The organism is Haloarcula sp. H-hyl2, from assembly GCF_056934385.1.
This window is the reverse complement of sequence record NZ_JBRIIJ010000002.1, coordinates 1312084-1333392: the sequence shown is the minus strand read 5'-3', so window position 1 is coordinate 1333392 and position 21309 is coordinate 1312084. Positions and strand designations below refer to the sequence as shown.

The 21309-nt window shown below is 67.8% G+C and carries 15 protein-coding genes; 7 read left to right on the top strand and 8 right to left on the bottom strand.

Features of this window, described 5'->3' with window-relative positions:
* The first annotated feature begins 84 nt into the window (after positions 1 to 84).
* The 4 genes from gltB to Hhyl2_RS16685 all read left to right on the top strand — a co-directional run bounded on the left by gltB (position 85) and on the right by Hhyl2_RS16685 (position 7078).
* Positions 85 to 4632, top strand: a complete 4548-nt coding sequence (gene gltB, locus Hhyl2_RS16700) for a glutamate synthase large subunit (protein ID WP_483551891.1) — start codon at positions 85 to 87, stop codon at positions 4630 to 4632.
* A gap of 42 nt (positions 4633 to 4674) precedes the next feature.
* Entirely contained in the window at positions 4675 to 4875 is a 201-nt protein-coding gene (locus Hhyl2_RS16695) for a hypothetical protein (RefSeq protein ID WP_483551890.1), read from the top strand.
* A 60-nt stretch (positions 4876 to 4935) separates the two neighbouring features.
* Positions 4936 to 5919: an NAD-dependent epimerase/dehydratase family protein gene (locus tag Hhyl2_RS16690; RefSeq protein ID WP_483551889.1), complete on the top strand. Its 984-nt coding sequence runs from the start codon at positions 4936 to 4938 to the stop codon at positions 5917 to 5919.
* A gap of 100 nt (positions 5920 to 6019) precedes the next feature.
* Positions 6020 to 7078 (top strand): NAD(P)-dependent glycerol-1-phosphate dehydrogenase, encoded by a 1059-nt coding sequence (locus Hhyl2_RS16685; protein WP_483551888.1) that lies wholly within the window; start codon positions 6020 to 6022, stop codon positions 7076 to 7078.
* Here Hhyl2_RS16685 and Hhyl2_RS16680 read toward each other — a convergent pair.
* On the bottom strand, positions 7075 to 7554 hold the full coding sequence (locus Hhyl2_RS16680) for an NUDIX hydrolase (RefSeq protein WP_483551887.1): 480 nt from the start codon (positions 7552 to 7554) through the stop codon (positions 7075 to 7077). The genes Hhyl2_RS16685 and Hhyl2_RS16680 overlap by 4 nt on opposite strands.
* Positions 7555 to 7641: 87 nt before the next feature.
* The gene (locus Hhyl2_RS16675; protein WP_483551886.1) at positions 7642 to 9432 is read right to left on the bottom strand and encodes a S9 family peptidase; all 1791 of its coding nucleotides are present in this window, start codon (positions 9430 to 9432) and stop codon (positions 7642 to 7644) included.
* 81 nt (positions 9433 to 9513) lie between these two features.
* On the opposite strand from Hhyl2_RS16675, the gene Hhyl2_RS16670 reads away from it, so the two are divergent.
* Both Hhyl2_RS16670 and Hhyl2_RS16665 read left to right on the top strand, forming a co-directional pair.
* Positions 9514 to 10572, top strand: a complete 1059-nt coding sequence (locus Hhyl2_RS16670; protein WP_483551885.1) for a glycosyltransferase family 4 protein — start codon at positions 9514 to 9516, stop codon at positions 10570 to 10572.
* Between the two features lie 44 nt (positions 10573 to 10616).
* The gene (locus Hhyl2_RS16665) at positions 10617 to 12524 is read left to right on the top strand and encodes a DEAD/DEAH box helicase (RefSeq protein WP_483551884.1); all 1908 of its coding nucleotides are present in this window, start codon (positions 10617 to 10619) and stop codon (positions 12522 to 12524) included.
* 12 nt (positions 12525 to 12536) lie between these two features.
* Here the strand turns inward: Hhyl2_RS16665 and Hhyl2_RS16660 are convergent, their stop codons facing one another.
* The 6 genes from Hhyl2_RS16660 to purH form a co-directional block, all read right to left on the bottom strand.
* Entirely contained in the window at positions 12537 to 13145 is a 609-nt protein-coding gene (locus Hhyl2_RS16660; RefSeq protein WP_483551883.1) for a class I SAM-dependent methyltransferase, read from the bottom strand.
* A 62-nt stretch (positions 13146 to 13207) separates the two neighbouring features.
* The gene (gene folP, locus Hhyl2_RS16655; RefSeq protein ID WP_483551882.1) at positions 13208 to 15643 is read right to left on the bottom strand and encodes a dihydropteroate synthase; all 2436 of its coding nucleotides are present in this window, start codon (positions 15641 to 15643) and stop codon (positions 13208 to 13210) included.
* A gap of 40 nt (positions 15644 to 15683) precedes the next feature.
* A complete protein-coding gene (locus tag Hhyl2_RS16650; protein WP_483551881.1) occupies positions 15684 to 16544 on the bottom strand; it encodes a hypothetical protein in 861 nt (286 codons plus the stop codon).
* 74 nt (positions 16545 to 16618) lie between these two features.
* Positions 16619 to 17197 carry a hypothetical protein gene (locus tag Hhyl2_RS16645; protein ID WP_483551880.1) on the bottom strand — a complete coding sequence of 193 codons (579 nt, stop codon included), beginning with the start codon at positions 17195 to 17197 and terminating at the stop codon, positions 16619 to 16621.
* Positions 17198 to 17237: 40 nt separating this feature from the next.
* Positions 17238 to 18188: a formate/nitrite transporter family protein gene (locus Hhyl2_RS16640; RefSeq protein ID WP_483551879.1), complete on the bottom strand. Its 951-nt coding sequence runs from the start codon at positions 18186 to 18188 to the stop codon at positions 17238 to 17240.
* A gap of 75 nt (positions 18189 to 18263) precedes the next feature.
* A complete protein-coding gene (gene purH, locus Hhyl2_RS16635; protein WP_483551878.1) occupies positions 18264 to 19841 on the bottom strand; it encodes a bifunctional phosphoribosylaminoimidazolecarboxamide formyltransferase/IMP cyclohydrolase in 1578 nt (525 codons plus the stop codon).
* Between the two features lie 683 nt (positions 19842 to 20524).
* Between purH and Hhyl2_RS16630 the strand changes: the two genes are divergently transcribed.
* A complete protein-coding gene (locus tag Hhyl2_RS16630) occupies positions 20525 to 21271 on the top strand; it encodes a mechanosensitive ion channel family protein (RefSeq protein WP_483551877.1) in 747 nt (248 codons plus the stop codon).
* Positions 21272 to 21309 lie beyond the last annotated feature (38 nt).

Genomic DNA, 21309 nt, shown 5'->3' with positions numbered 1-21309 from the left:
ATATATGTCCTAATGTGCGGTTAAAGAACACTTATACCTTGAGGGACACCCTCTTGTGCTCGTTATCCGGACACCTATGCACATATGGTTGAGCGACCTACTGGCGAGTCTGCGAGCGAGGCCGGGCTCGCGGACCCCACGGACGCGCGGTCGAACTGTGGCGTCGGGGTAGTAATGGACCTCGACGGCGACAGCGACCACTGGGTAGTATCGGACGGACTGGACCTCCTGGAGAACCTCGAACATCGAGGGACGACAGGGGCCGAGGAGAACACCGGTGACGGCGCCGGCATCATGCTACAGACACCACACGAGTTCTTCGTCGATGAAGTCGACGCCGACCTCCCGGCAGCAGGCGAGTATGCGGTCGGAACGCTCTTTCTGCCACAGGACGAGACCGAAGCGGCCGACCTGAAAGATCTCGTCGAGTCGGAACTAGCGGACGAGGGTCTGTCGGTACTAGAGTGGCGGTCGGTCCCGACGGACAACGACGGACTTGGCGCGACGGCCCTGGAGTCCGAACCGAACGTCGTCCAGTGTTTCGTCACCTCCGAGACCGATGCGACCGGGACGGCGTTCGACAACCAGCTGTACGTCGGCCGACGCGCGCTGGAGAACACGGTCGAAGCCGAGGAACCCGCGGGCCACGAGCGGTTCTACGTCGTCTCGCTGGCGACCGACGTCGTCGTCTACAAGGGCCTGCTGACGGCAGAGCAACTACCGGAGTACTATCCGGATCTGGCGGACGAGCGACTCGACTCGACGTTCGCGATGGTCCACGCCCGGTTCTCGACGAACACGCTGGGCGCCTGGCACCTCGCCCACCCCTACCGTCGGATCATCCACAACGGCGAGTTCAACACCATCCAGGGGAACATCAACTGGATGCGCGCTCGCGAGACCGACATCGCGAGCGACGACTTCGGCGACGACATCGAGACGGTCAAGCCGATCATCGACGACCCGGGACAGTCCGACACCGCCAGCGTCGACAACGCACTCGAACTGCTCCTGCAGGGCGGCCGTGACCTCCCGCACGCGCTCCGGATGCTCATCCCCGAAGCGTGGCGCGGCGAGATGAACAACGTCGACGGCGACCGGCGAGAGTTCTACGATTACCACGCCTCGCTGGTCGAACCGTGGGACGGCCCGGCACTGGTCGCAGCCACCGACGGCGAACGCATCGGTGCTGTCCTGGACCGCAACGGACTCCGCCCGTGCCGGTACGACGTCCTGGAGGACAATACGCTCGTGATGTCCTCCGAGGCTGGCGCGCTGGACCACGACACGAGCGAGATCACCGAACGCGGTCGGCTCCAGCCCGGCCAGTGTTTCCTGGCAGACCCCGAAGAGGGCCGTGTCATCCCGGACGCCGAGGTGTTCGACGAGATCACCGACGAGAGGTACGGCGAGTGGGTCGACCAGGAGCAGGTCGACATCGAGGACATCACCGACCGGACCGACAACACGCCACAGGGCGAGGTCGGCGGTCTGCGGAGCCACCAGGCGATGTACGGCTACACCTACGACGAGGTCGACCACCTCATCGAGCCGATGGCCGAGAAGGGGAAAGACCCCGTGGGCTCGATGGGCGACGACACGCCGCTGTCGGTGCTCTCGCAGTTCAACCGCCCGCTGTTTACCTACTTCAAACAGCTGTTCGCACAGGTGACGAACCCGCCACTGGACTACATCCGCGAGGAACTGGTCACCTCGATGGAGTCACGGCTCGGCTTCCAGCGCAACCTGCTCGACGAGAGTCGCGAGCACGCTCGCCAGCTCGTGCTGGACTCGCCGATCCTCACCGACGAGGAGACCCAGGCGATCAAGGACATCGACGAGAACGGGATGTCCACGAAGGTCCTCGACATGACCTACGATCCGGACACCGACCTGGAGACGGCCGTCGAGGACTTCCGGGCGGCCGCCGACTCCGCCGCCGAGGACCACGACATCCTCGTGCTCTCGGACCGGAACGCCGGCGAGGATCGGGTGCCGATCCCGTCGCTCCTGGCGGTCGGTGGTATCCACCACCACCTCGTCCGCAACGGCCTGCGCAACCACGTCGGACTCGTCGTCGAATCCGGTGACCCGCGTGCCGTCCATCACTTCGCGACACTCATCGGCTACGGCGCGGGTGCGGTCAACCCCTACCTGGCCTACCAGACCATCGAGGACCTGGTGGCCGGCCCGGACGGTGCGGACCTGGCCAACGCCATCGACGCCTACGTCGGTGCCGTCGAGGACGGTCTCCTGAAGACGATGGCCAAGATGGGTATCTCCACCGTCGAGTCATACCAGGGTGCACAGATCTTCGAGGCCGTCGGGCTCTCTTCGGACTTCATCGCGGAGTACTTCGAGGGGACGACCTGCCGGACCGAGGGGATCGGTATCGACGACATCGAGGAGGACCTCCACCAGCGTCACGACGTGGCCTGGAGCGAGGAGGAGCCCGAGATGCCCCGTCAGGGCGAGTACGAGTTCCGCTCGAACGGTATCCACCACCAGTGGAACCCCGACACGGTCGGGAAGATCCAGCAGGCGGTTCGGATGGGCGACTACGAGACCTACAAGGAGTTCGCCGGCCTCGTCAACGACCAGAACGAGCAGCTGCAGACCCTGCGTGGGCTGCTCGACCTCGACTCCGACCGGGAATCGATCCCCGTCGAGGACGTCGAACCCGTCGAGGAGATCGTCACGCGCTTCGAGACGGCCGCGATGTCGCTTGGCTCGCTCTCGCCGGAGATGCACGAGAACAACGCCATCGCGATGAACCGCCTGGGAGCCAACGCCAACACCGGCGAGGGTGGCGAGCCGCCCGAGCGGTTCGGCACCGAGAAGGAGTGTACGACCAAGCAGGTCGCCTCCGGTCGCTTCGGCGTCACCTCCGACTACCTGGCCTCGGCGAACGAACTCCAGATCAAGATGGCCCAGGGCTCCAAGCCCGGTGAGGGGGGCCACCTCCCCGGCATGAAGGTCAACGAGATGATCGCGCACGTCCGGTACGCGACGCCCGGCGTCGGCCTCATCTCGCCGCCGCCGCTGCACGACATCTACTCCATCGAGGACCTCAAACAGCTGATCCACGATCTGAAAGCGAGCAACCCGGAGGCCGACATCAACGTCAAACTGGTCGCCGAGGACGGCATCGGCACCATCGCGGCCGGCGTCGCGAAGGCCAACGCCGACGTTGTCCACATCTCGGGCCACTCCGGCGGCACCGGTGCCTCGCCGAAGACCTCCATCAAGAACGCCGGGCTCCCCTGGGAGCTGGGCGTCGCGGAGGCCAACCAGATGCTGCGGGCGACCGGCCTGCGTTCGCGGATCAAGATCACGACCGACGGCGGGATGAAGACGGGCCGCGACGTCGCCGTCGCGGCGCTGCTCGGTGCCGAGGGGTACACCTTCGGGACCGCCTCGATGGTCACCTCGGGCTGTGTGATGGCCCGCCAGTGCCACGAGAACACCTGTCCGGTCGGCGTCGCCACCCAGAACGAGAAGCTGCGCGACCGGTTCCCCGGCGAGCCACAGCACGTCATCAACTACATGACCTTCGTCGCCCAGGAGCTCCGTGAGCTGATGGCCGAACTGGGCTTCGAGACAATCGACGAGATGATCGGGCGCGCCAGCGTCCTGCAGATGCGCGACGACGTCGAACAGCCCAAGGCCAAGAAGCTCGACCTCTCGTCGGTCATCGCCGAACCCGCCGGCGACGACGGGCGCTACAAGCAGCGCGAGCAGACCCACGATGTCGACGAACAGCTCGACTGGGAGCTGATCGACGCGGCCGAATCCGCTATCGAGAACGGCGAACCGGTCGCCATCGACGCGGAGATAAACAACGTCGACCGCGCGGTCGGCGCGACCCTCTCGAACCGCATCTCCCGCGAGTACGGCAAGCAGGGCCTCCCGGACGACACCATCCGACTCGACATGAACGGGACCGCCGGGCAGTCCTTCGGTGCGTTCCTCGCGAAGGGTGTGACGATGGAACTGACCGGGACGGCCAACGACTACGTCGGCAAGGGGCTCTCGGGCGGGAAGCTCATCGTCAACACGCCCGCGGAGGCCTCCTACGAGGCCGACGAGAACATCGTCATCGGGAACGTCGCGCTCTACGGCGCGACCCGTGGCGAGGTGTACATCAACGGCCGGGCCGGCGAGCGCTTCGCGGTGCGCAACTCCGGCATCAAGGGCGTCGTCGAGGGCGTCGGCGACCACGGCTGTGAGTACATGACTGGGGGCGCCATCGTCGTGCTGGGCGACACGGGCAAGAACTTCGCGGCCGGGATGTCCGGCGGCGTCGCCTACGTCTACGACCCCGACGGCTCCTTCGCCGAGCAGGCCAACACCGGCATGGTCACCGTCATGGACGACCTCGAAGGGAAGGACCGCCAGATGATCACCCGTCTCGTCGAGAACCACGCCGCCTACACCGACTCCGACCGGGCTGCCGAACTGCTCGAGGACTGGGACAGCGTCGTCGACGACTTCACCAAGGTGATGCCCGACGCCTACGCCGAGGTCATCGCCGACCGCGAACGTGACGACGTACGCAACGAGCCGCCGAAGTCGGCCACTGCGACGGCCGACGCCGCCGAGGCCGACTTCGCGGCGTCGACCGACGACTGATCGACACGGCGTTTTTTCTCACTGGGAGCGGAACGCGGAGGCATGTCCCCCCTCCCGTCCGTCTCCGAAGACGGCCGTCACCTGCTGTTCGTCGGCGTCACCGCACTCGCGAGCATCGCGCTGGCCTACGACTACGTCACGAGCACCGGCGAGACGACGACGTTCCTCGCGATGCTGGGCGCCGGAGCGGTCCTGGCCGGATTGGTCGCGCTGCCGGTACTCGCCGACACCAGCACGGATTGACCGACCGAGCGGCGTCACCGCCACCCCACTCGTTTTGTCGGCCCCGGTCCTGGAACCGGTATGGAGACCGCTCTGGTCATCGGCGGCACGCGATTCATCGGCCGCTATACCGTCGAGGAGTTTCTGGACGCCGGCTACGACGTGACCACGTTCAACCGGGGTCGCCACGACAATCCGTTCAGCGGCACGGAGGGCGTCTCGCAGTTCGAGGGCGACCGGCGTGACCGAGAGGACCTCGTCGCTGCTCGCGAGGCCGTCGACCCCGACGTCGTGGTGGACTGTGTGGCGTACTTCCCCGCGGACGTCCGGACGGCGACGGACGTCTTCGCCGACAGCACGTACGTCTACGTCTCCAGTGGCGCAGCGTACGGGGTCGACCGAACGCCGAAACGAGAGGGCGAGACACCGCTCGCCGACTGCTCGCCGGAACAGGCGACGACCGATAGCGGCGAGACCTACGGGCCCCGGAAGGCAGAGGGCGACCGCGAGGTGTTCGCCGCCGCTGCGGCGGGCGTCCAAGCGATGAGCGTCCGTCCGACGGTCGTCTACGGCCCCCACGACTACACCGAACGGTTCGCGTACTGGGTCGACCGGGTCGACAGCTACGACCGGATCGTCGTCCCCCAGGACGGCCTGAGCCTCTGGCAGATGGTCTACGTCGAGGACGTCGCGAGCGCGCTACGCGTGGTCGCCGAGGAGGGGACGGCCGGCGAGGCGTACAACGTCGGCGACGAGCACGCCCCGACGCTTGGCGAGTGGGTCGATCTCCTGGCCGAGACCTGCGAGACCGACGTCGAGGCGGTCGGTGCCAGCGCCCGCGAACTCGCGACCGAGGGGGTCGACCCCGAGGATTTCCCTATCTACCGGCGGCCGCCACACCTGCTCTCGACGGCGAAACTCCGGTCGCTGGGGTGGTCTGCGACACCACACGCGACCGCACTCGAACGGACCGTCGCGGAACACCGCGAGAACGGTCGGACCGGCCGGGAGTACGGGCCGGACCGCGCGGTCGAGGCGTCGCTGATCGAGGCGCTGGCCGACTGAGGCAACCGGGTCGTCGTCACAGAGAGGCCGGAGGCGAACCCGGATCGGCCAACCCGCGGGAGGACAAACCGTTTTCCCACCGGGGGGACGACAGGCAGGTATGTTCGACAAGCGCACCTGGATACGGCTCCCCCGCAACGTCGTGGTCGGCCACGACGTGCTCGGCGAGACGATCGACGCCGTCGAGGAGTTGCATCTCTCCGGGCGGCCACTCGTCGTCTCCAGTCCGACACCGCACGAGGTCGCCGGCGAGCGCGTCGTCGCACAGTTCGCCGACCAGGGGTACGACCCCGCCGAGATCGTCATCGACGAGGCCAGTTTCGGCGCCGTCGAGACGGTCATCGACCACGCTGAATCGGTCGAGGCGGGGTTCCTGCTCGGTGTCGGCGGCGGGAAGGCCATCGACATCACGAAGATGGCCGCCGACGACCTGGGACTGGGCTTCGTCTCCGTGCCGACCGCGGCCAGCCACGACGGTATCGTCTCGGGTCGCGGCTCGGTCCCGGAGGGCGATACGCGCCACAGCGTCGCCGCGGAACCGCCGCTGGCTGTCGTGGCTGATACGACCATCCTGGCAGAGGCCCCCTGGCGGCTGACCACCGCGGGCTGTGCGGACATCATCTCGAACTACACCGCGGTCCGGGACTGGGAACTCGCCCGGCGGCTCCAGAACGTGGAGTACTCCGAGTACGCCGGTGCGCTCGCACGGATGACCGCGGAGATGCTCGTCGAGAACGCGAGTTCCGTCAAGCGCGGCCTGGAGGAGTCGGCCTGGGTCGTCGTGAAGGCACTGGTCTCCTCGGGGGTCGCGATGTCCATCGCCGGCTCCTCGCGGCCGGCCTCGGGCGCCGAACACCTCTTCTCACATCAACTGGACCGCTTGGTCCCGACGGCGGCGCTGCACGGCCACCAGGTCGGCGTCGGCTCGATCATCACGGCGTACCTCCAGGACGGCGAGAAGGGGATGTGGCGCAACATCCGTGACGCGCTGGACCAGATCGGCGCACCGACGACCGCCGAGGGGCTGGGCATCGACGACGAGACGGTTATCGAGGCGCTGACGACCGCCCACGAGATCCGGGACCGCTACACCATCCTCGGGAACGGGATGAGCGAGGAGGCGGCCATCGAGGCCGCGACGGTCACGGGCGTCATCTAGAGTGGCGCGTCGACGGCGTAGGCCGGTTCCCAGCAACTCTCTTCGTGTGGGCCGTTCGGATCGGCAGCGTCGGCCACGTAGACGACCGAGAGTCGATAGACCGCTTTCGCGTCGGGGTCGTCACTGTTGCGGACGCCCGAGATCGTCGCTTCGACGGCCTCGCGCGGGACGCACTCGATGCCGGCTTCCGCCTGTGCAATCCGCCGTGCGGCCGTGTCGATCGGTTCGCCGGGGTCGGTCTCACCACACGGGAGCGCCAGTCCGTCCTCCGCCGGTGTCAGCAACACCTCGTCGGCCTCGTTGGTGACCGCGACACGTATCCGGAAGATGCCGTCGAGCGACTGGTCGATCGCTCGCCGGTACTGTGCTGCGTTCGCCACCACCGTCTCCTGGTTGACCGTCGGCGACCGCTCCCCCGCTGTGAGCCGGTCTAATCGCTCCTGAACTCGGTCTCGCGCCCGGTCGACCCCCTCCATGTTGTTCGATAGTGCGGCCGCGCCGACATAAACCCGCCCCGTCGTTTTCACGGGTTGAAACGACGCGGACCGGGGAGCGACAACGGTCTAGACGTGCTGGTCGAGGAACTCGACGACGCGACTGTACGCCGCGATGCGGTTCTCACGCTTGCTGATGCCGTGGCCCTCGTCGTCGAAGATCAGTTTCTCGACGGGGACGCCCTGTTCGCGTGCCTCCTCGGCGATCTGTTCGGCCTCCCCGACCGGGACCCGCGGATCGTTCGCGCCGTGGAGGACGAACAGCGGCACACTGATGCGCTCGACGTTGTTGATCGGCGAGATGGATTCGAGGAACGCCCGATCCTCCGCGAGCGAGCCGTACTCGGCCTCCCGCAGGGATCTGCGCCAGTCGCCGGTGTTCTCCAGGAAGGTGACGAAGTTGGCGATGCCGACCACGTCGACGCCGGCCGCCCAGAGGTCGGGATACTCGGTCAGCGCCGACAGCACCATGAACCCGCCGTAGGAGCCTCCCATCGCGACGATTCGGTCCGGATCGACGGCGTCCTGCTCGTGGAGCCACTCGACACCCGCCCGGAGGTCCTTCACCGAGTCCAGGCGCTTCTCGACGTCGTCGAGGTGGGTGTAGGCCTTGCCGTAGCCCGTCGACCCGCGGACGTTTGGCTCGAAGACGGCGTAGCCACGCGAGAGGAAGTACTGGGTCAGCCCCGAGAAGGAGGGGCGGCGCTGGCTCTCCGGACCGCCGTGGATGTCGACGATCACGGGCGTCTCGCCGGCCGATGCGTCGGCGGGCACCGAGAACAGCGCGGGAATCTCCCGGCCGTCGAACGACTCGAAGCGGACCACGTCGGGTTCGACGAAGGTCTCGCTGGGGATGCCGGCCGTCGAGGCGCGGGTCCAGCGCTCGCGCTCGCCCGTCTCGGTCTCGACGAGGAAGACGTTCGTGTTCACCTGGCGGCCGGTGACACTGACCGCGAACTGCGCGGCGTCGGGGCCCCAGGAGACGCCGCCGGCCAGGCCGCCGGGGAGGTCCGGGGTGGGGAACTCCTCGATACTCCGGGGTCCGGTCAGCTTGCCGACCGTGAGTTCGTTGTACCCCTCGACGTTGCGCGAGTAGGCGAGTCGTCCCGAGTCCTGATCGACGGCGACGCCGTCGATGTTCCACTCGCCGCCCTCCCGGACCGTCTCCAGGGTGCCGTCCAGGCGCAGGCGGGCGAGATACAGCGTGTCGCTGTCCGCGTCGGTGACGAGGTACAGCGCCTCGCCGTGGGGCCCCCAGGAGACGCTCGTGTACCGGACCGTCCCCTCGTGAGGGGTCAGATGGTCCAGATCGCCGCTCTCGACGTCCAGCACGTAGATGTCCTGGTCGAAGCTGGAGTGAGCCTCGCTGACGACCAGCCTGTCGCCGTCGGGCGACCAGCCACCGACGGTGAACCAGCCGTCGCCCTCGTAGAGCAGTTCGGCGTCGTCGCCGTCTCGGTCCTGGACGTAGACGTCGAAGACGGCCTCGTCGCGTCTGTTCGACGCGAAGGCGAACCGGTCGCCCTCGGGGTGCCAGCCGCCCCAGCGGTGTTTGGCGCCGGGTCGCCCGGTCAGGTTCGTCACGCGGCCGTCCGCGTCGAGTCGGTAGAGCTGCTGGCGCTCGTTGCCGCCCTGGTCCATCCCGAAGACCAGTTCCGGTCGCGTCGGCGAGTAATCGACGAAGCTCACGGGTTCGTCGGCGAAGGTCCGCTGTTCGGGCCAGCCACACGGCTCGTCGAGCGTCCAGACCTGGGCGACGCCGGTCGTGTCCATCAGGAACGCGACCTGACCGTCCGGGCCCAACGAGGCGCCGTAGGCGCTCCGGACGTTCAGGTAGCGTTCGAGGTCGTACTCGTACACGCGGGAGTCGAGGAGTCCGACGAGCAAAACGCTTTGTGGCGAACGGGTGGCTTTTTGTCCGGGCCCCGTGTGCCGACGGGTATGCGTGTCGCGGTCGTCGCCATGGAGACGCCACACCGCCGTGACACAGCGGGCCGACGCCGGCTGGAGCGGGTGGCGACCCACCTGGCCGAGGCCGGCCACGAGGTCACCGTCTTCTGCGCACAGTGGTGGGACGGCCAGAACAGTCGCTTCGAGCCCGAAGACGTCGCCTACCGCGCGGTCACGATGTCGCCGACGGAGCCGTCGTTCTGTGTCAGGCTCCCGCCGATGCTGGCCAGCTACAACCCCGACGTGATCCACGCGCTGTCACATCCGCCCGGTATCGCGCTGGCGGCGGGGCTGGGCGGGACATTCGCGCGGGCGCCGCTGGTCGTCGACTGGTTCGGGGACCAGCGGCTCCCGCAGTCCCGGACCGCTGGCCTCGCGTTGCGGTGGGCCGACCGGATCACGGTGCCCGCACAGATGCAACAGACCCACCTGCGCGAGCGGGGCTACGACGACGACCGGACGGCCATCGTCCCCGAGAGCATCGACATGGAGACTGTCCGGGAGACCGATCCCGCCGAGGACATCGACGTCGTCTACGCGCACCCACTGGACGAGAGTGCGAACGTCGAATCGCTCCTGCTGGGCCTGGCCGAACTCCGCGACCGGGACTGGTCGGCGACGATCATCGGCGACGGGCCCGAACGGCCGACGTACGAACAGGAGGTCGCCGACCTCCGTATCGACGACCGCGTGAGCTTCGCCGGTGAGTGCGACCGGGAGGAGCGCGTGGCCATCTACAAGGGCGCCCACGTCTTCGTCCAGACGGCCATCCGCGAGCAGTTCGCCACGGAATTGCTGTGGGCGATGGCCTGTGGCTGTCTGGGTATCGTCGAGTACCAGGCCGAGTCCAGCGCCCACGAACTCGTCGAGCAGCGCGAGCGAGCCTTCCGTGTGACCAACCCACAGGAGATCGCCGACACCATCGTCGCCTCGGCGGACCGCGAACGGCGCGACATCGACGAGTCGTTCGCCGAGTTCGACCACGATGCCGTCCGCGAGCGGTACGAGGAGCTCTACGAGGCCGTCGTCGCCGGCCACGGGTTGCTGTGAGGCGCAACGAAACCCGTTTCCCCGTCCCGCCGTAACCGGAGACAATGACCGCCGACGAGACGCAGGCAGCGGACCCGCCCGTTGCGGAATCGGGCGAGGAGGAGACGACCGACGCGGCGTCTCCCGACGACAACCCCGCCCTCGAACTGGACGCGGTGTACGACGCCATCGACGCCGTCGGGCGCCCCCACCTGACGGCGACGGAGCTCTCCAGAAAGACTGACCTGACGCCCGACGAGGCTCGCGACGCCCTCTCGGCGCTCGCCGACGACGGTGCCATCCAGCGTCAGGACGTCAGTGACGTCGAGTCGATCTGGTACCCCACCGACGTCGCCGAGGTGACCGACCGCGAGCGCGTCGTCCTCTTTCCCGACCGTCGGGAGATCGTCGTCGAACACCCCGACCAGTTCACGCGGGCACAGCTCTCGCAGTTCGCTCGCCTCCAGGACAGCAACCGCTCGGGCGGCTACGTCTACGAACTCCGCGAGGAGGACATCTGGGCGGCGCCCCACGAGTCCCTGGACGACCTGCTGGCGACGATGCGGGACGTGCTGGGCGAACGGTCTCCCCATCTGGAGGAGTGGGTGACCAGCCAGTGGGAACGGGCCCGGAAGTTCCGGCTCTACACCCACGAGGACGGTTACGTGGTGCTGGAAGCCGAGAGCGACGACCTGATGGGGAACGTCGCCCGCCAGAAACTCGACGACGACCTGCTGCGGGCGCCCATCTCGGACGCGGAGTCGTGGGTCAACGCCGACGCCACCGCCGAGGTCAAGCGCACCCTCTACGAGGCCGGCTATCCCGTGCGTGACGACCGCGACCTGGAGACCGGCGACGCGCTGGAGATGGACCTGCGCCTCCGACTGCGAGACTACCAGGCCGACTGGGTCGAGCGGTTCACCGAGCAGGGGTCTGGCGTGTTCGTCGGGCCGCCGGGGTCGGGCAAGACCGTCGCCGCGATGGGGACGATGGCCGCCGTCGGTGGCGAGACGCTCATCCTCGTGCCTTCGAGGGAGCTGGCGTCGCAGTGGCGGGACGAACTGGTCCGCCACACCACGCTGACCGACGCCGACATCGGCGAGTACCACGGCGGCGAGAAGGACATCTCGCCGGTGACCATCGCCACCTACCGGACCGCCGGGATGGACCGCCACCGGAAACTGTTCGACCAGCGCAAGTGGGGGCTGATCGTCTACGACGAGGTCCACCACGTCCCCAGCCCGATCCACCGGCGCAGTGCGGACTTACAGACGAAACACCGGCTGGGACTGACCGCGACGCCGACCCGCGAGAGCGACGACGAGGAGGAGATATTCACCCTCGTCGGCCCACCCATCGGTACCGACTGGGGCAAACTCTTCGACGAGGGCTACGTCGCCGAACCCGAGGTCGAGATCCGACTGGTCCCCTGGGGGACCGACGAGGAACGTAGCGAGTACGCCTCGACGTCGGGTCACGGCCGCCGGCAGGCCGCCGCCGAGAACACGGGGAAGATCGAGGAAGTTCGCTACACGCTCGAAGCACATCCTGCGGCGAAGGCGCTCGTCTTCATCGAGTATCTGGACCAGGGCGAGGCCATCAGCGAGGCGCTGGACGTGCCGTTCATCAGCGGCGAGACGCCCCACGCCCGCCGGGAGAAACTGTTCGACGAGTTCCGCCGTAGCGAGCGGGACACGCTCGTCGTCTCGCGGGTCGGCGACGAAGGGATCGACCTCCCCGACGCCGAACTCGCCATCGTCGCCTCCGGACTGGGTGGCTCCCGCCGCCAGGGCGCTCAGCGGGCCGGGCGGACGATGCGGCCCGCCGGCGACGCCCGGATGGTCGTGCTGGCGACGCGGGGAACGACCGAGGAGGACTTCGTCCGCCGGCAGATGCGCCACCTGGCCTCGAAAGGGATCAGAGTCAACGAGACGGAGTCCGAGGTCGTCGAGACCCCGGTCGACGAGGAGTGAGCAGGCAGCGAGCTACGCCCGCGCCCGGAAGAACGCGAAGGCTCCACCGAGTTCGTCGTCGACGGCCTCGACGTCGGTGATCGCGAATCCAGCGTCGGTCAGTAGCTCGCGGTTGCGCTCGCGACCGTGGAAGCTCCAGGCCATCTCGGTCCCGGTCTCCAGCCAGTCCTCGTTGGTACCCTCCCACGGTTCGTTGCCCAGCGCGGCCAGCAGTCGACCGTCGGGTTCGAGGACACGCTCGAACTCGGCGAAGACGGCGGCGTGTTCGGCGCGCGGGACGTGGATGACCGCGTGCAGGGAGACGACCGCGTCGAACGTGTCGTCCGCGAACGGCAACGACGCCAGATCGCCCTGGCAGAACCGCGAGTCGGGGACCCGCTCGCGTGCCGAACGCAGTTGCTCCCGAGAGATGTCCAGCCCGGTGACGTCGTGGTCGGCGGCGAGGACGTCCATCGCCGGCGTGCCGGCGCCACAGCCTGCATCGAGCACGCGGCTTGCGGCGGACAGGCTGTCGGCCAGGTCTGTGACGAGGTCACGCTCGCGGCCGTCGCCATCGCGCTCGGCGGCGTAGGTCGCGGCGATGTCGTCGTACCCCTCGCGGACGATGTCACGCTGGTCCATACGCGGTGCTCTCGACAGTCCGGAATAGCTCTTGTGGAGGGATGCGAGGCGCTACCGTGCGTTCAGTCCTCGAACCGGCTCGGATCTTCGGCCGCCGCGACGACGTTCACAGCGGCGACGTTCTCGGGCACGTCGTGGACGCGGACGATGTCGGCACCGCGTTCGGCAGCCAGTGCCGTCGCCGCGACCGTCGCCTCGGTGCGCTCGTCGGCGTCCTTCCCGACCAGGCCAAAGAGGGACTTGTGGGAGTGGCCGACCAGCACCGGACAGCCAAGCGCCTGGAACTCGTCGAGGCGGTCCAGCAACGCGAAGCTCTCGGCAGCGGACTTCCCGAAGCCGATGCCGGGATCGACGATGATCTGCTCGCGGTCCAGGCCGGCCTTCTCGGCCAGCAGTACCCGTTCGGTCAGGTAGTCGATGCAGTCCGTGACGACGTCGTCGTAGTGGATGTCGCTGTCGGGGTCGACTGGGACCTCGATGGAGTGCATCACGACGACGGGGACGTCGTACTCGGCGGCGACCAGGCGCATCTCGGGGTCTTCCAGTCCGGAGACGTCGTTGAGGATGTCCGCGCCGGCATCGAGGGCTGCCCTTGCGACGCTGGCCTTCCGGGTGTCGACGGAGATGGCGACGTCGAGGTCCGCCAGCGCCTCGATCACCGGGACGACGCGGTCACGTTCGTCGTCGGCCGGGACCGGGTCCGCGCCGGGACGGGTCGACTCCCCACCGATGTCGAGGATGTCGACGCCGGCCTCGATCATCCGTTCGGCTCGGTCGACGGCGTCGTCGATGGCGTTGTACTCGCCGCCGTCGTGGAACGAGTCCGGCGTGATGTTCAGGATGCCCATGACTGCGGTGCCGTCCGACCAGGGGTGGTCGCGGTCGGCGGCCGGTTGCTGGATGTCGAGGGCTGCGCGGAGTTCGTCGGCGAACGTCGAGAGGCCGTAGGGTTGGCCGTCGAGTTTGTCCGCCAGGCGCTTGAACTGGGCCATCGTCGCCATCATGACGACGTCGACGTTCTCCTCGTTCTGGTCGTTCAGGCCGGAGACGGCACACTCCCCACCCAGCGAGAGCAGTTCCTCCTTGAGATACTGGCCCTGCCGTGGCTGGACGCGGGTCCGGAGGACCCGGTGGACGCCCTTGCCCCGCATCCGCCAGGCGCCGGCGTCGGTGACGTGGGCGTCTTTCAGCGTCTGGTGCGCCTCGGGAATCGAATCGACGCGTTTCGGGACCATCGGCCGGGCCCACCGTGTGCGGGCCTCCCGGACCGCGTACAGCGATCCGGTGACCAGCACCGCGTCGTCCTCGTCGGCGGCGTCGAGTGCCATCCCGAGCGCACCGGCGACGTCCGAGCGGGTCTCGACGGTCGCGTCGGTCGCACTCCGGAGCGCCTCGGCGACCACGTCCGAGGATTCCGCACGATCGATGTTCGGGTGGCAGGCGACGGCGTAGTCGAGGTCGGGCAGGGCCGCCGCGATGCGCTCGTGGTCCTTGTCGACCATCGCGCCGACGACGACGTGCAGGTCGTCGTAGTCGAAGGTGTCGAGCGTCTCCGCGACACGCTCGACGCCACCGGGGTTGTGGGCGCCGTCGAGGACCACCAGCGGGTCCTCGCCCATGATCTCGAACCGACCCGGCCAGTGGGCGTTGCGCAGTCCGCGTTCGAGGTCGGCCGTCGAGATATCCGTGACCTGTCGGCACAGCGTCGCCGCGACGCCGGCGTTGGTCGCCTGGTGGGCACCCAGCAGCGGGAGGTGGGTGTCGACCGTCCAGTCGGGGCCCGCGACGGTAACCGCGCCCTCCAAACCCTCCCGGCCGCCGTAGCGCACCGTCACGTCGGCGTCGGCCTCCCCCACGGTCACGACGTCGCCGGCCACCTCGCGGACGGCGTCGAGCGCGTCGCCGGTCGTGGCGGTGACCAGCGGTGCGTCGTCGGGCGCCACGTGGGCCTTGTCGGTCGCGATCTCGGCGACGGTATCGCCGAGGATGTCGGTGTGTTCGAGCGTCACGGAGGTGACGGTGCTGGCGATCGGATCGACGACACTCGTGGCGTCGTACTTCCCGCCGATGCCGACCTCCAGAACGGCGACGTCGACGTCCTGACGGTCGAACTCCCAGAGTGCCAGCGCCGTCAGCGTCTCGAAGAAGGTGGGCGACTCCCCGACCGCGCCCTGTTCGGTGAGGTACGGTTCGATGGTCTCGACGTACTCGACGAGCGCTGTCTCCGGGACCTTGCGGCCGTTGACGCGGATGCGCTCGCGGACGTCGTCGAGGTGTGGCGACGTGTAGAGGCCGACGTCGAGTCCGGCTTCCCGCAGCGAGCGTTCGACCATGCGGGCGGTCGACCCCTTTCCGTTGGACCCGGCGATCTGCACGCAGTCCAGGCGCTCGTGTGGATCGTCGAGCGCCGCCAGCAGCTCCCGCGTGGCGTCGGTACCGGGCCGGGAGGGGAACCGGCGCAACTCGAAGAGGAAGTTCGCGGCCTCGTGGAACTCCATGCTCGCGGTAATCACGCCGTCGCGCTTTAGCCTGTCGGACCTATGCCCCGTCGCCCCGGAGCCAGCGGACCAGCGCACCGGTCAGCGCGAGGAACGCGACCCCGAACAGCGGCGCCCGGTCGACCGACCCGTTCTCGCCGGCCAGCAGGTGCTCGGGACGCTGTGGCTCGTCGATGTCGTCGCTCTCGTCCACCTCGGCCTCGTCGTCCAGTACAGTTTCTGTGGCCTCGTCCACCGCTCCTGCTGGCCCGTCGTCCGTAGCTTCCTCGTCCCTCTCGCTTGCAGTCGCCTCGGCCTCGCTCGAATCGTCGTCTGCGGTCGCCCCCGTCTCGGCGAGTTCGGTCGTCGATGTCGTTGGCTCGTCGGTCCCCGGGTCCGCAGTGGCGGTATCGTCGACCTCACGGTCCTCAGCCACGTCGCCGATCTCGCGGTCGTCACCCGGGACGCCGTCGGGGTTCGGCACGGGCTCCCGACCGGCCACACCGCGGTCGAGCCGTTCGGACGCTCTGCGGGACCGGCTCGGTGGCGGGGTATCGCCCCAGGACTCCGTCCCGGGGCCCTCGTACCCGGGTTCGTCGTACCCGGGTTCGTCGTCGCGGTTGCGGCGGCGGTACCACCACAGGCCGGCGGTCGCCACGCCGGCGCCGATCAGGGCGACACCGGCGCCGAGGAGGCCGTACTCGCGCACCAGCGATCTGATCTGACCCCCACGACCGGTCGTGTCGCCAGGAGCGGGTTCGTCGTCAGTGACGTCGTCGTCCCCGGGGAACGGTGTCACCGGGCCGAACCGCCCCTCGGATACCTCGTCCGCTTCGGGGACCTCGACACCGGGCACCACCCCTGCAGCGCGCCTGACGACGTCGCTATCGACCTCGAGCCGGAGGACCGTGATATCGCTCATACGCTGGCTTCGCAGCCGGGGAACTAAAAGGAGTCCCCGCAGTACGGGTCAGAGCGAGTCTGTCGCCGAGAGCACTACGTCTCGGTCTCCGTCTCGCGGCTCCGTTCGCGGTCCGTGGTCGCCGTCGACCGTGCGTCCGCCTCGGTTTCGGACTCGCCGGTCGGGACGCCGGGGTCGCCGATCTCGGGTTCCCAGCCGGGGCGCTGGTCGTCCTCCTCGTCGAGCAGCGCCCTGAGCCGGCGCTCCAGTTCGGCTTCGGTCAGTTCCCCGTCGACGTAACGCGCTGTCAGCGCCTCCCGGCGCTCCTCGATGGTCGGCTCGGGCGGTTCGAACCGGTCGGAGAGCCCCAGCGACGACAGCGGCGGGACGAGTCGTTCCAGTCGCCCCAGTCCGTCGGCGACACGCTGGCTCTTCGGGAGGGAAGCAGCGGCCGCCAGCGACGAGATAAGGCGGACACCGAAGACGAGACTCAGCCCGAACAGGAGCAGCGAGCCCAGGACCGTGACTGCGAGGAGGCCGAGGATGGGCCCGCCGGTGACCAGCACCGACAGCGTCGTGACCAGGCCGACGACGGCGACACCGACAGCTCCCAGTCCGGAGAGGACGGTCGCGGCGAACAGGAGCCAGTTGCGGTTCTCCCTCAGCCAGTGCACGTAGAGGAGTAGTCGCAGGCGGGGGATATGGGTTTGGGAGTCAGTCGTCGCCGTGGCCGTTGACCGGGACGTACGACCGTCCCGATTCCGAGAACGGGCCCAGCACCCACTCGCGGACGGTCAGTTGGCGCTTCCGGCCGCGGGCGCTCTCCAGGCGCCGCTCTGTCGTCTGGAAGTAGTTGACGACGGTGACCAGCACCACGCCGCCGATGGAGTTGCCCAGCAGGACCGGCAGGACGAACTGGGTCGTCCCGACTAACAGTCCGAGTTCGCCCAGATAGACCAGATACAGCATCTCCGTCGCGGAGACGACCACGTGATAGAGGTTCGCGAACGGGATCGCGAGGAAGGCCATGTAGACGAGCACCAGCCTGGAGATGCTGTCGCGCAGTGAGTAGTCGACCCAGACGACGCCGGCCACGATGAGACCGGCGAAGACGGCCTTCGAGAACAGCGTCCACCACGGCGTCTCGATGGCCTTCTGTGCGAATCCCTCTGCTGCCATCGCTGCGTCGGGCGAGAGGACCCCCGTGGAGGCGAGCGCGAACGCGCCCAGTGCCCCGCCGGCGAGGTTCGCGACGAGTACGAGCCCCCAGATACGGAACAGGGAGGGAATGCTGGCCAGTCGTTCCAGCGTCAGTGCGACCGGCGGGAGCGTGTTCTCGGTGTAGAGCTGGTAGTCCCCAAGGATGATGAACACGAACCCCAGTGGATACAGGAGCGCGCTCAGTACCGGGTCACCGTCGGTCGAGGCGTACAGCGACGCGTACAGCAGGAATGTGACGGTGATGGCGAAGCCGGCCGCCAGCCCGCTGGCCAGCAGTTCACGCCGCGTCGCGGTCACCTCGTGGTCTGCGGCGACGATGATCCGCTGGAATATCTCGTCGGCGGAGAACCGGTCCCTGATGACGTGGCCGCCGGCGGGAGCGCCACTCTGTGAACGGTCGACCGCGTCCCTGACCGCCCGTTCGCGGTCGGTGTCGTCTGCCATAGCCGATGGCTTGACTGGCCCACGGCAAACAGCTTTCGAGACCGGACAAGCGTGCGGGCCGACCGGTGGTGCTGTTCAGTCGTGCCGGAAGGAACGCTGCCCGGTGAACACCATCGTCATGTCGTGGTCGTCGGCTGCCTCGATCACGGAGTCGTCGTTCTTCGAGCCACCGGGCTGGATGACCGCCTCGATGCCGGCGTCCGCGGCCTCCTCGATGCCGTCCGGGAACGGGAAGAAGGCGTCCGAGGCCATCACGGCGCCCTCGGCGTCTTTCCCCTCGGCGTGTTCGTCGGCCTTCATCGCGGCCAGCCGGACAGCGTCGACCCGCGATACCTGGCCCATCCCGATGCCGACCGTCTCGGTCCCCTTCGCGAAGAGGATGCCGTTGGATTTGACGTGTTTGAGCGTGTGCCAGGCGAACAGCATCGACTCGATCTGGTCGTCGGTCGGTTCGCGCTCGGTGACGACCTCCAGGTCCTCTGCGGTAAGATGCTGAGTGTCACGCTCCTGGACGAGACGGCCGCCCACGAGTGGTTTCTCGGTGAGCGTGTCGGTGACCTCGAAGTTGTCGTTGACATCGAGGACACGGAGATTCTCCTTCTCGAAGAGGACGTCCAGCGCGGCGTCGGTGTAGCCCGGTGCGACGACGACCTCCTTGAACGAGTCGATGATCTGTTCGGCGGTGTCGGCGTCACACTCGCGGTTCAGCGCGACGATGCCGCCGAAGGCGCTCATCGGGTCCGTCGAGAGCGCGTCGGCGTAGGCCTCGGCCAGCGTGTCGGCGGTCGCACAGCCGGCCGGGTTGGTGTGTTTGATGACCGCCGCGGCGGGCTCGTCGAACTCCTTGATGAGGTTCAGGGCGCCGTCGGCGTCGTTGTAGTTGTTGTACGACAGCGCCTTCGCGCCCTCGTTCAACTGGTCGGCGTGGACGACGCTGGCCTCCGAGACAGTGCTGTCGGCGTACAGCGCGGCGTCCTGATGGGGGTTCTCCCCGTAGCGCAGGTCGGCGGCGCGGTCGTCCGAGACGATGCGCCGGGCCGGGAAGTCGCCACCCTCGTCGCCCTCGACGGTGACGGTGCCGTCGTCCGCGACGGTGACCCGGTCCTCGGCGAACCACTTCACTGCACGCGGATAGGCCGTGAACTCGCCCTCGTAGAGGACGCGCTGTTTCAGCGCGTCCTCGTCGTCGCCCTCGAAGACCGGGATCGGTTCCTGGGTGACGATGGGGCCGCCGTCGACCGTCTCGTCGACGACGTGGACCGTACAGCCCGAGACCTTCACACCGGAGTCGAGGACCTGCTCGTGGGCGTCCATGCCCGCGAAGTTCGGCAGTAGCGACGGGTGGACGTTCAGTGTCGTCGGCGCGGCGTCGACGAACGTCTCGCTGAGGATACGCATGTAGCCGTCGAGCGTGACCAGATCGAAGTCGTACTCCGAGAGCGCATCGAGGACGCGCTCTTCGTGGGCCTCGCGGGCCTCGTCGGGGTCACGCTCGACGACCTCGGTCGGGATACCCCGTTCGGCGGCGTCTTCCAGGACCGGTGCGTCGGCGTCGTTCGTCAGTACGACCGCGAACTCCGCCCCACCCGGAGCGCGGTCGGCGATGTTCAGCAGGTTTCGGCCACGGTTGCTGGCCATACCGGCGAGTTTCATATCTGAGTGGCCGATGGGAGCCCGCAAAGTAGTTGCGAAACGAACGTTGCGAGTGGTGACACTGTCGACAGCGACTCGACGGCCGCCACAGTCCCGCGTCGCCGTCTCGCTGTGGCCGGCCTCGTTTGTCATCGCAGCCACAGGTTCTCCAGGGGCGTCCAAACGGGGACGACTGGCGGGCGCTACTGTACCCCTCCGCGACAGCGTACCGATGTGACGGTAATCCCGTGCATGTCGACCACCTCGCACAGTACGGAATATGTGGACTCGTCGTCCCACCCGTTCTCGTGACGGCCCGTCCCGTTGGGTTGTCGAACTGGTATAGCGATAACCGGGCCAAGCAGTCCTTACTCGACGACGGGGGACGGCGGTCCAGTCGTACAGTAACTCCCCTCGTATCTGGCTCCGATTCGCTGGCTCGAACAGTCTGCATCGCTTACCAGCCGACAAGTCGGGACTAGTCCCACCAGTCAGAGCTGGCACTTCCAGTAGACACGATCGAGACGGCGGACGCCCTCGAAAAATGGCAGGGTAGGATGCTATCTGCCCAGGTACAGCGTCGAATACTGTGGCGCCATCACCCCACGTCAGTTAGCCCCCAGACCGGCTGTAAACGTCGGTCGCGTTGGGTGCGAGATATGGGACGAATAACAATACCGAGAGTTCGCGTAGCAGTGCTCACTATGCCATCGGTAGAAACGGTCGTGCTGCAGATAGATAGCGGACTACTCAGTGAGATCGTCGCGGGCTTCGTCGACTTTCTCCCGCAGTTGGTCGGCGCGGTACTGATCCTGGGTATCGGCTGGATCGTCGGCCGGCTCGTTGGTGGTGTCGCCCGTCGCCTGGTCGACCGGACAGATATCGACCGCCTGGTCCTGAAGACGCCACTCGGTGGTGCACTCGGTGGGAGCGAGACAGCTGTCTCGTCGAGTCTCGGCAAGATAGGGGCCTTCTTCGTGTATGCCCTGGCAATCCTGGCGGCAGCGGACGCGCTCGCCATCGAGCTACTCTCACAGTGGATCGCCGAGGCAGTGTCGTACCTGCCGGCGTTCATCGCCGGCTTGCTCATCATCGTCATCGGATTCGTCCTCGCTGATTTCCTCGCTGACGTCATCGCCCATACGGAGTCGGTGACCGACACGGGCTACACCGACGTGTTCGCCGACGGGATCCGAGCGTTCCTCTATTTCGTCGCCGTCATCATCGGCCTCGGGACGATGGGCGTCGACGTGCGGATTCTGAACACCTTCGCCCAGGCAGCCGCCTGGGGCCTCGCGGCCGGCGTCGCGCTCGCGATCGGCATCGCCTTCGGACTCGGTGGCCGTGACTACGTCGCCACGAATATCGGTAACTGGCTCCCCGGCAGCGCACCGGAGAGCACCTCGACAACCATCGGCCAGACCGATGGTGGCGAGGAACCGACCGACTGAGGACCGGTCGTCGTATTTCGGCGCGATCTGCGTCGTGT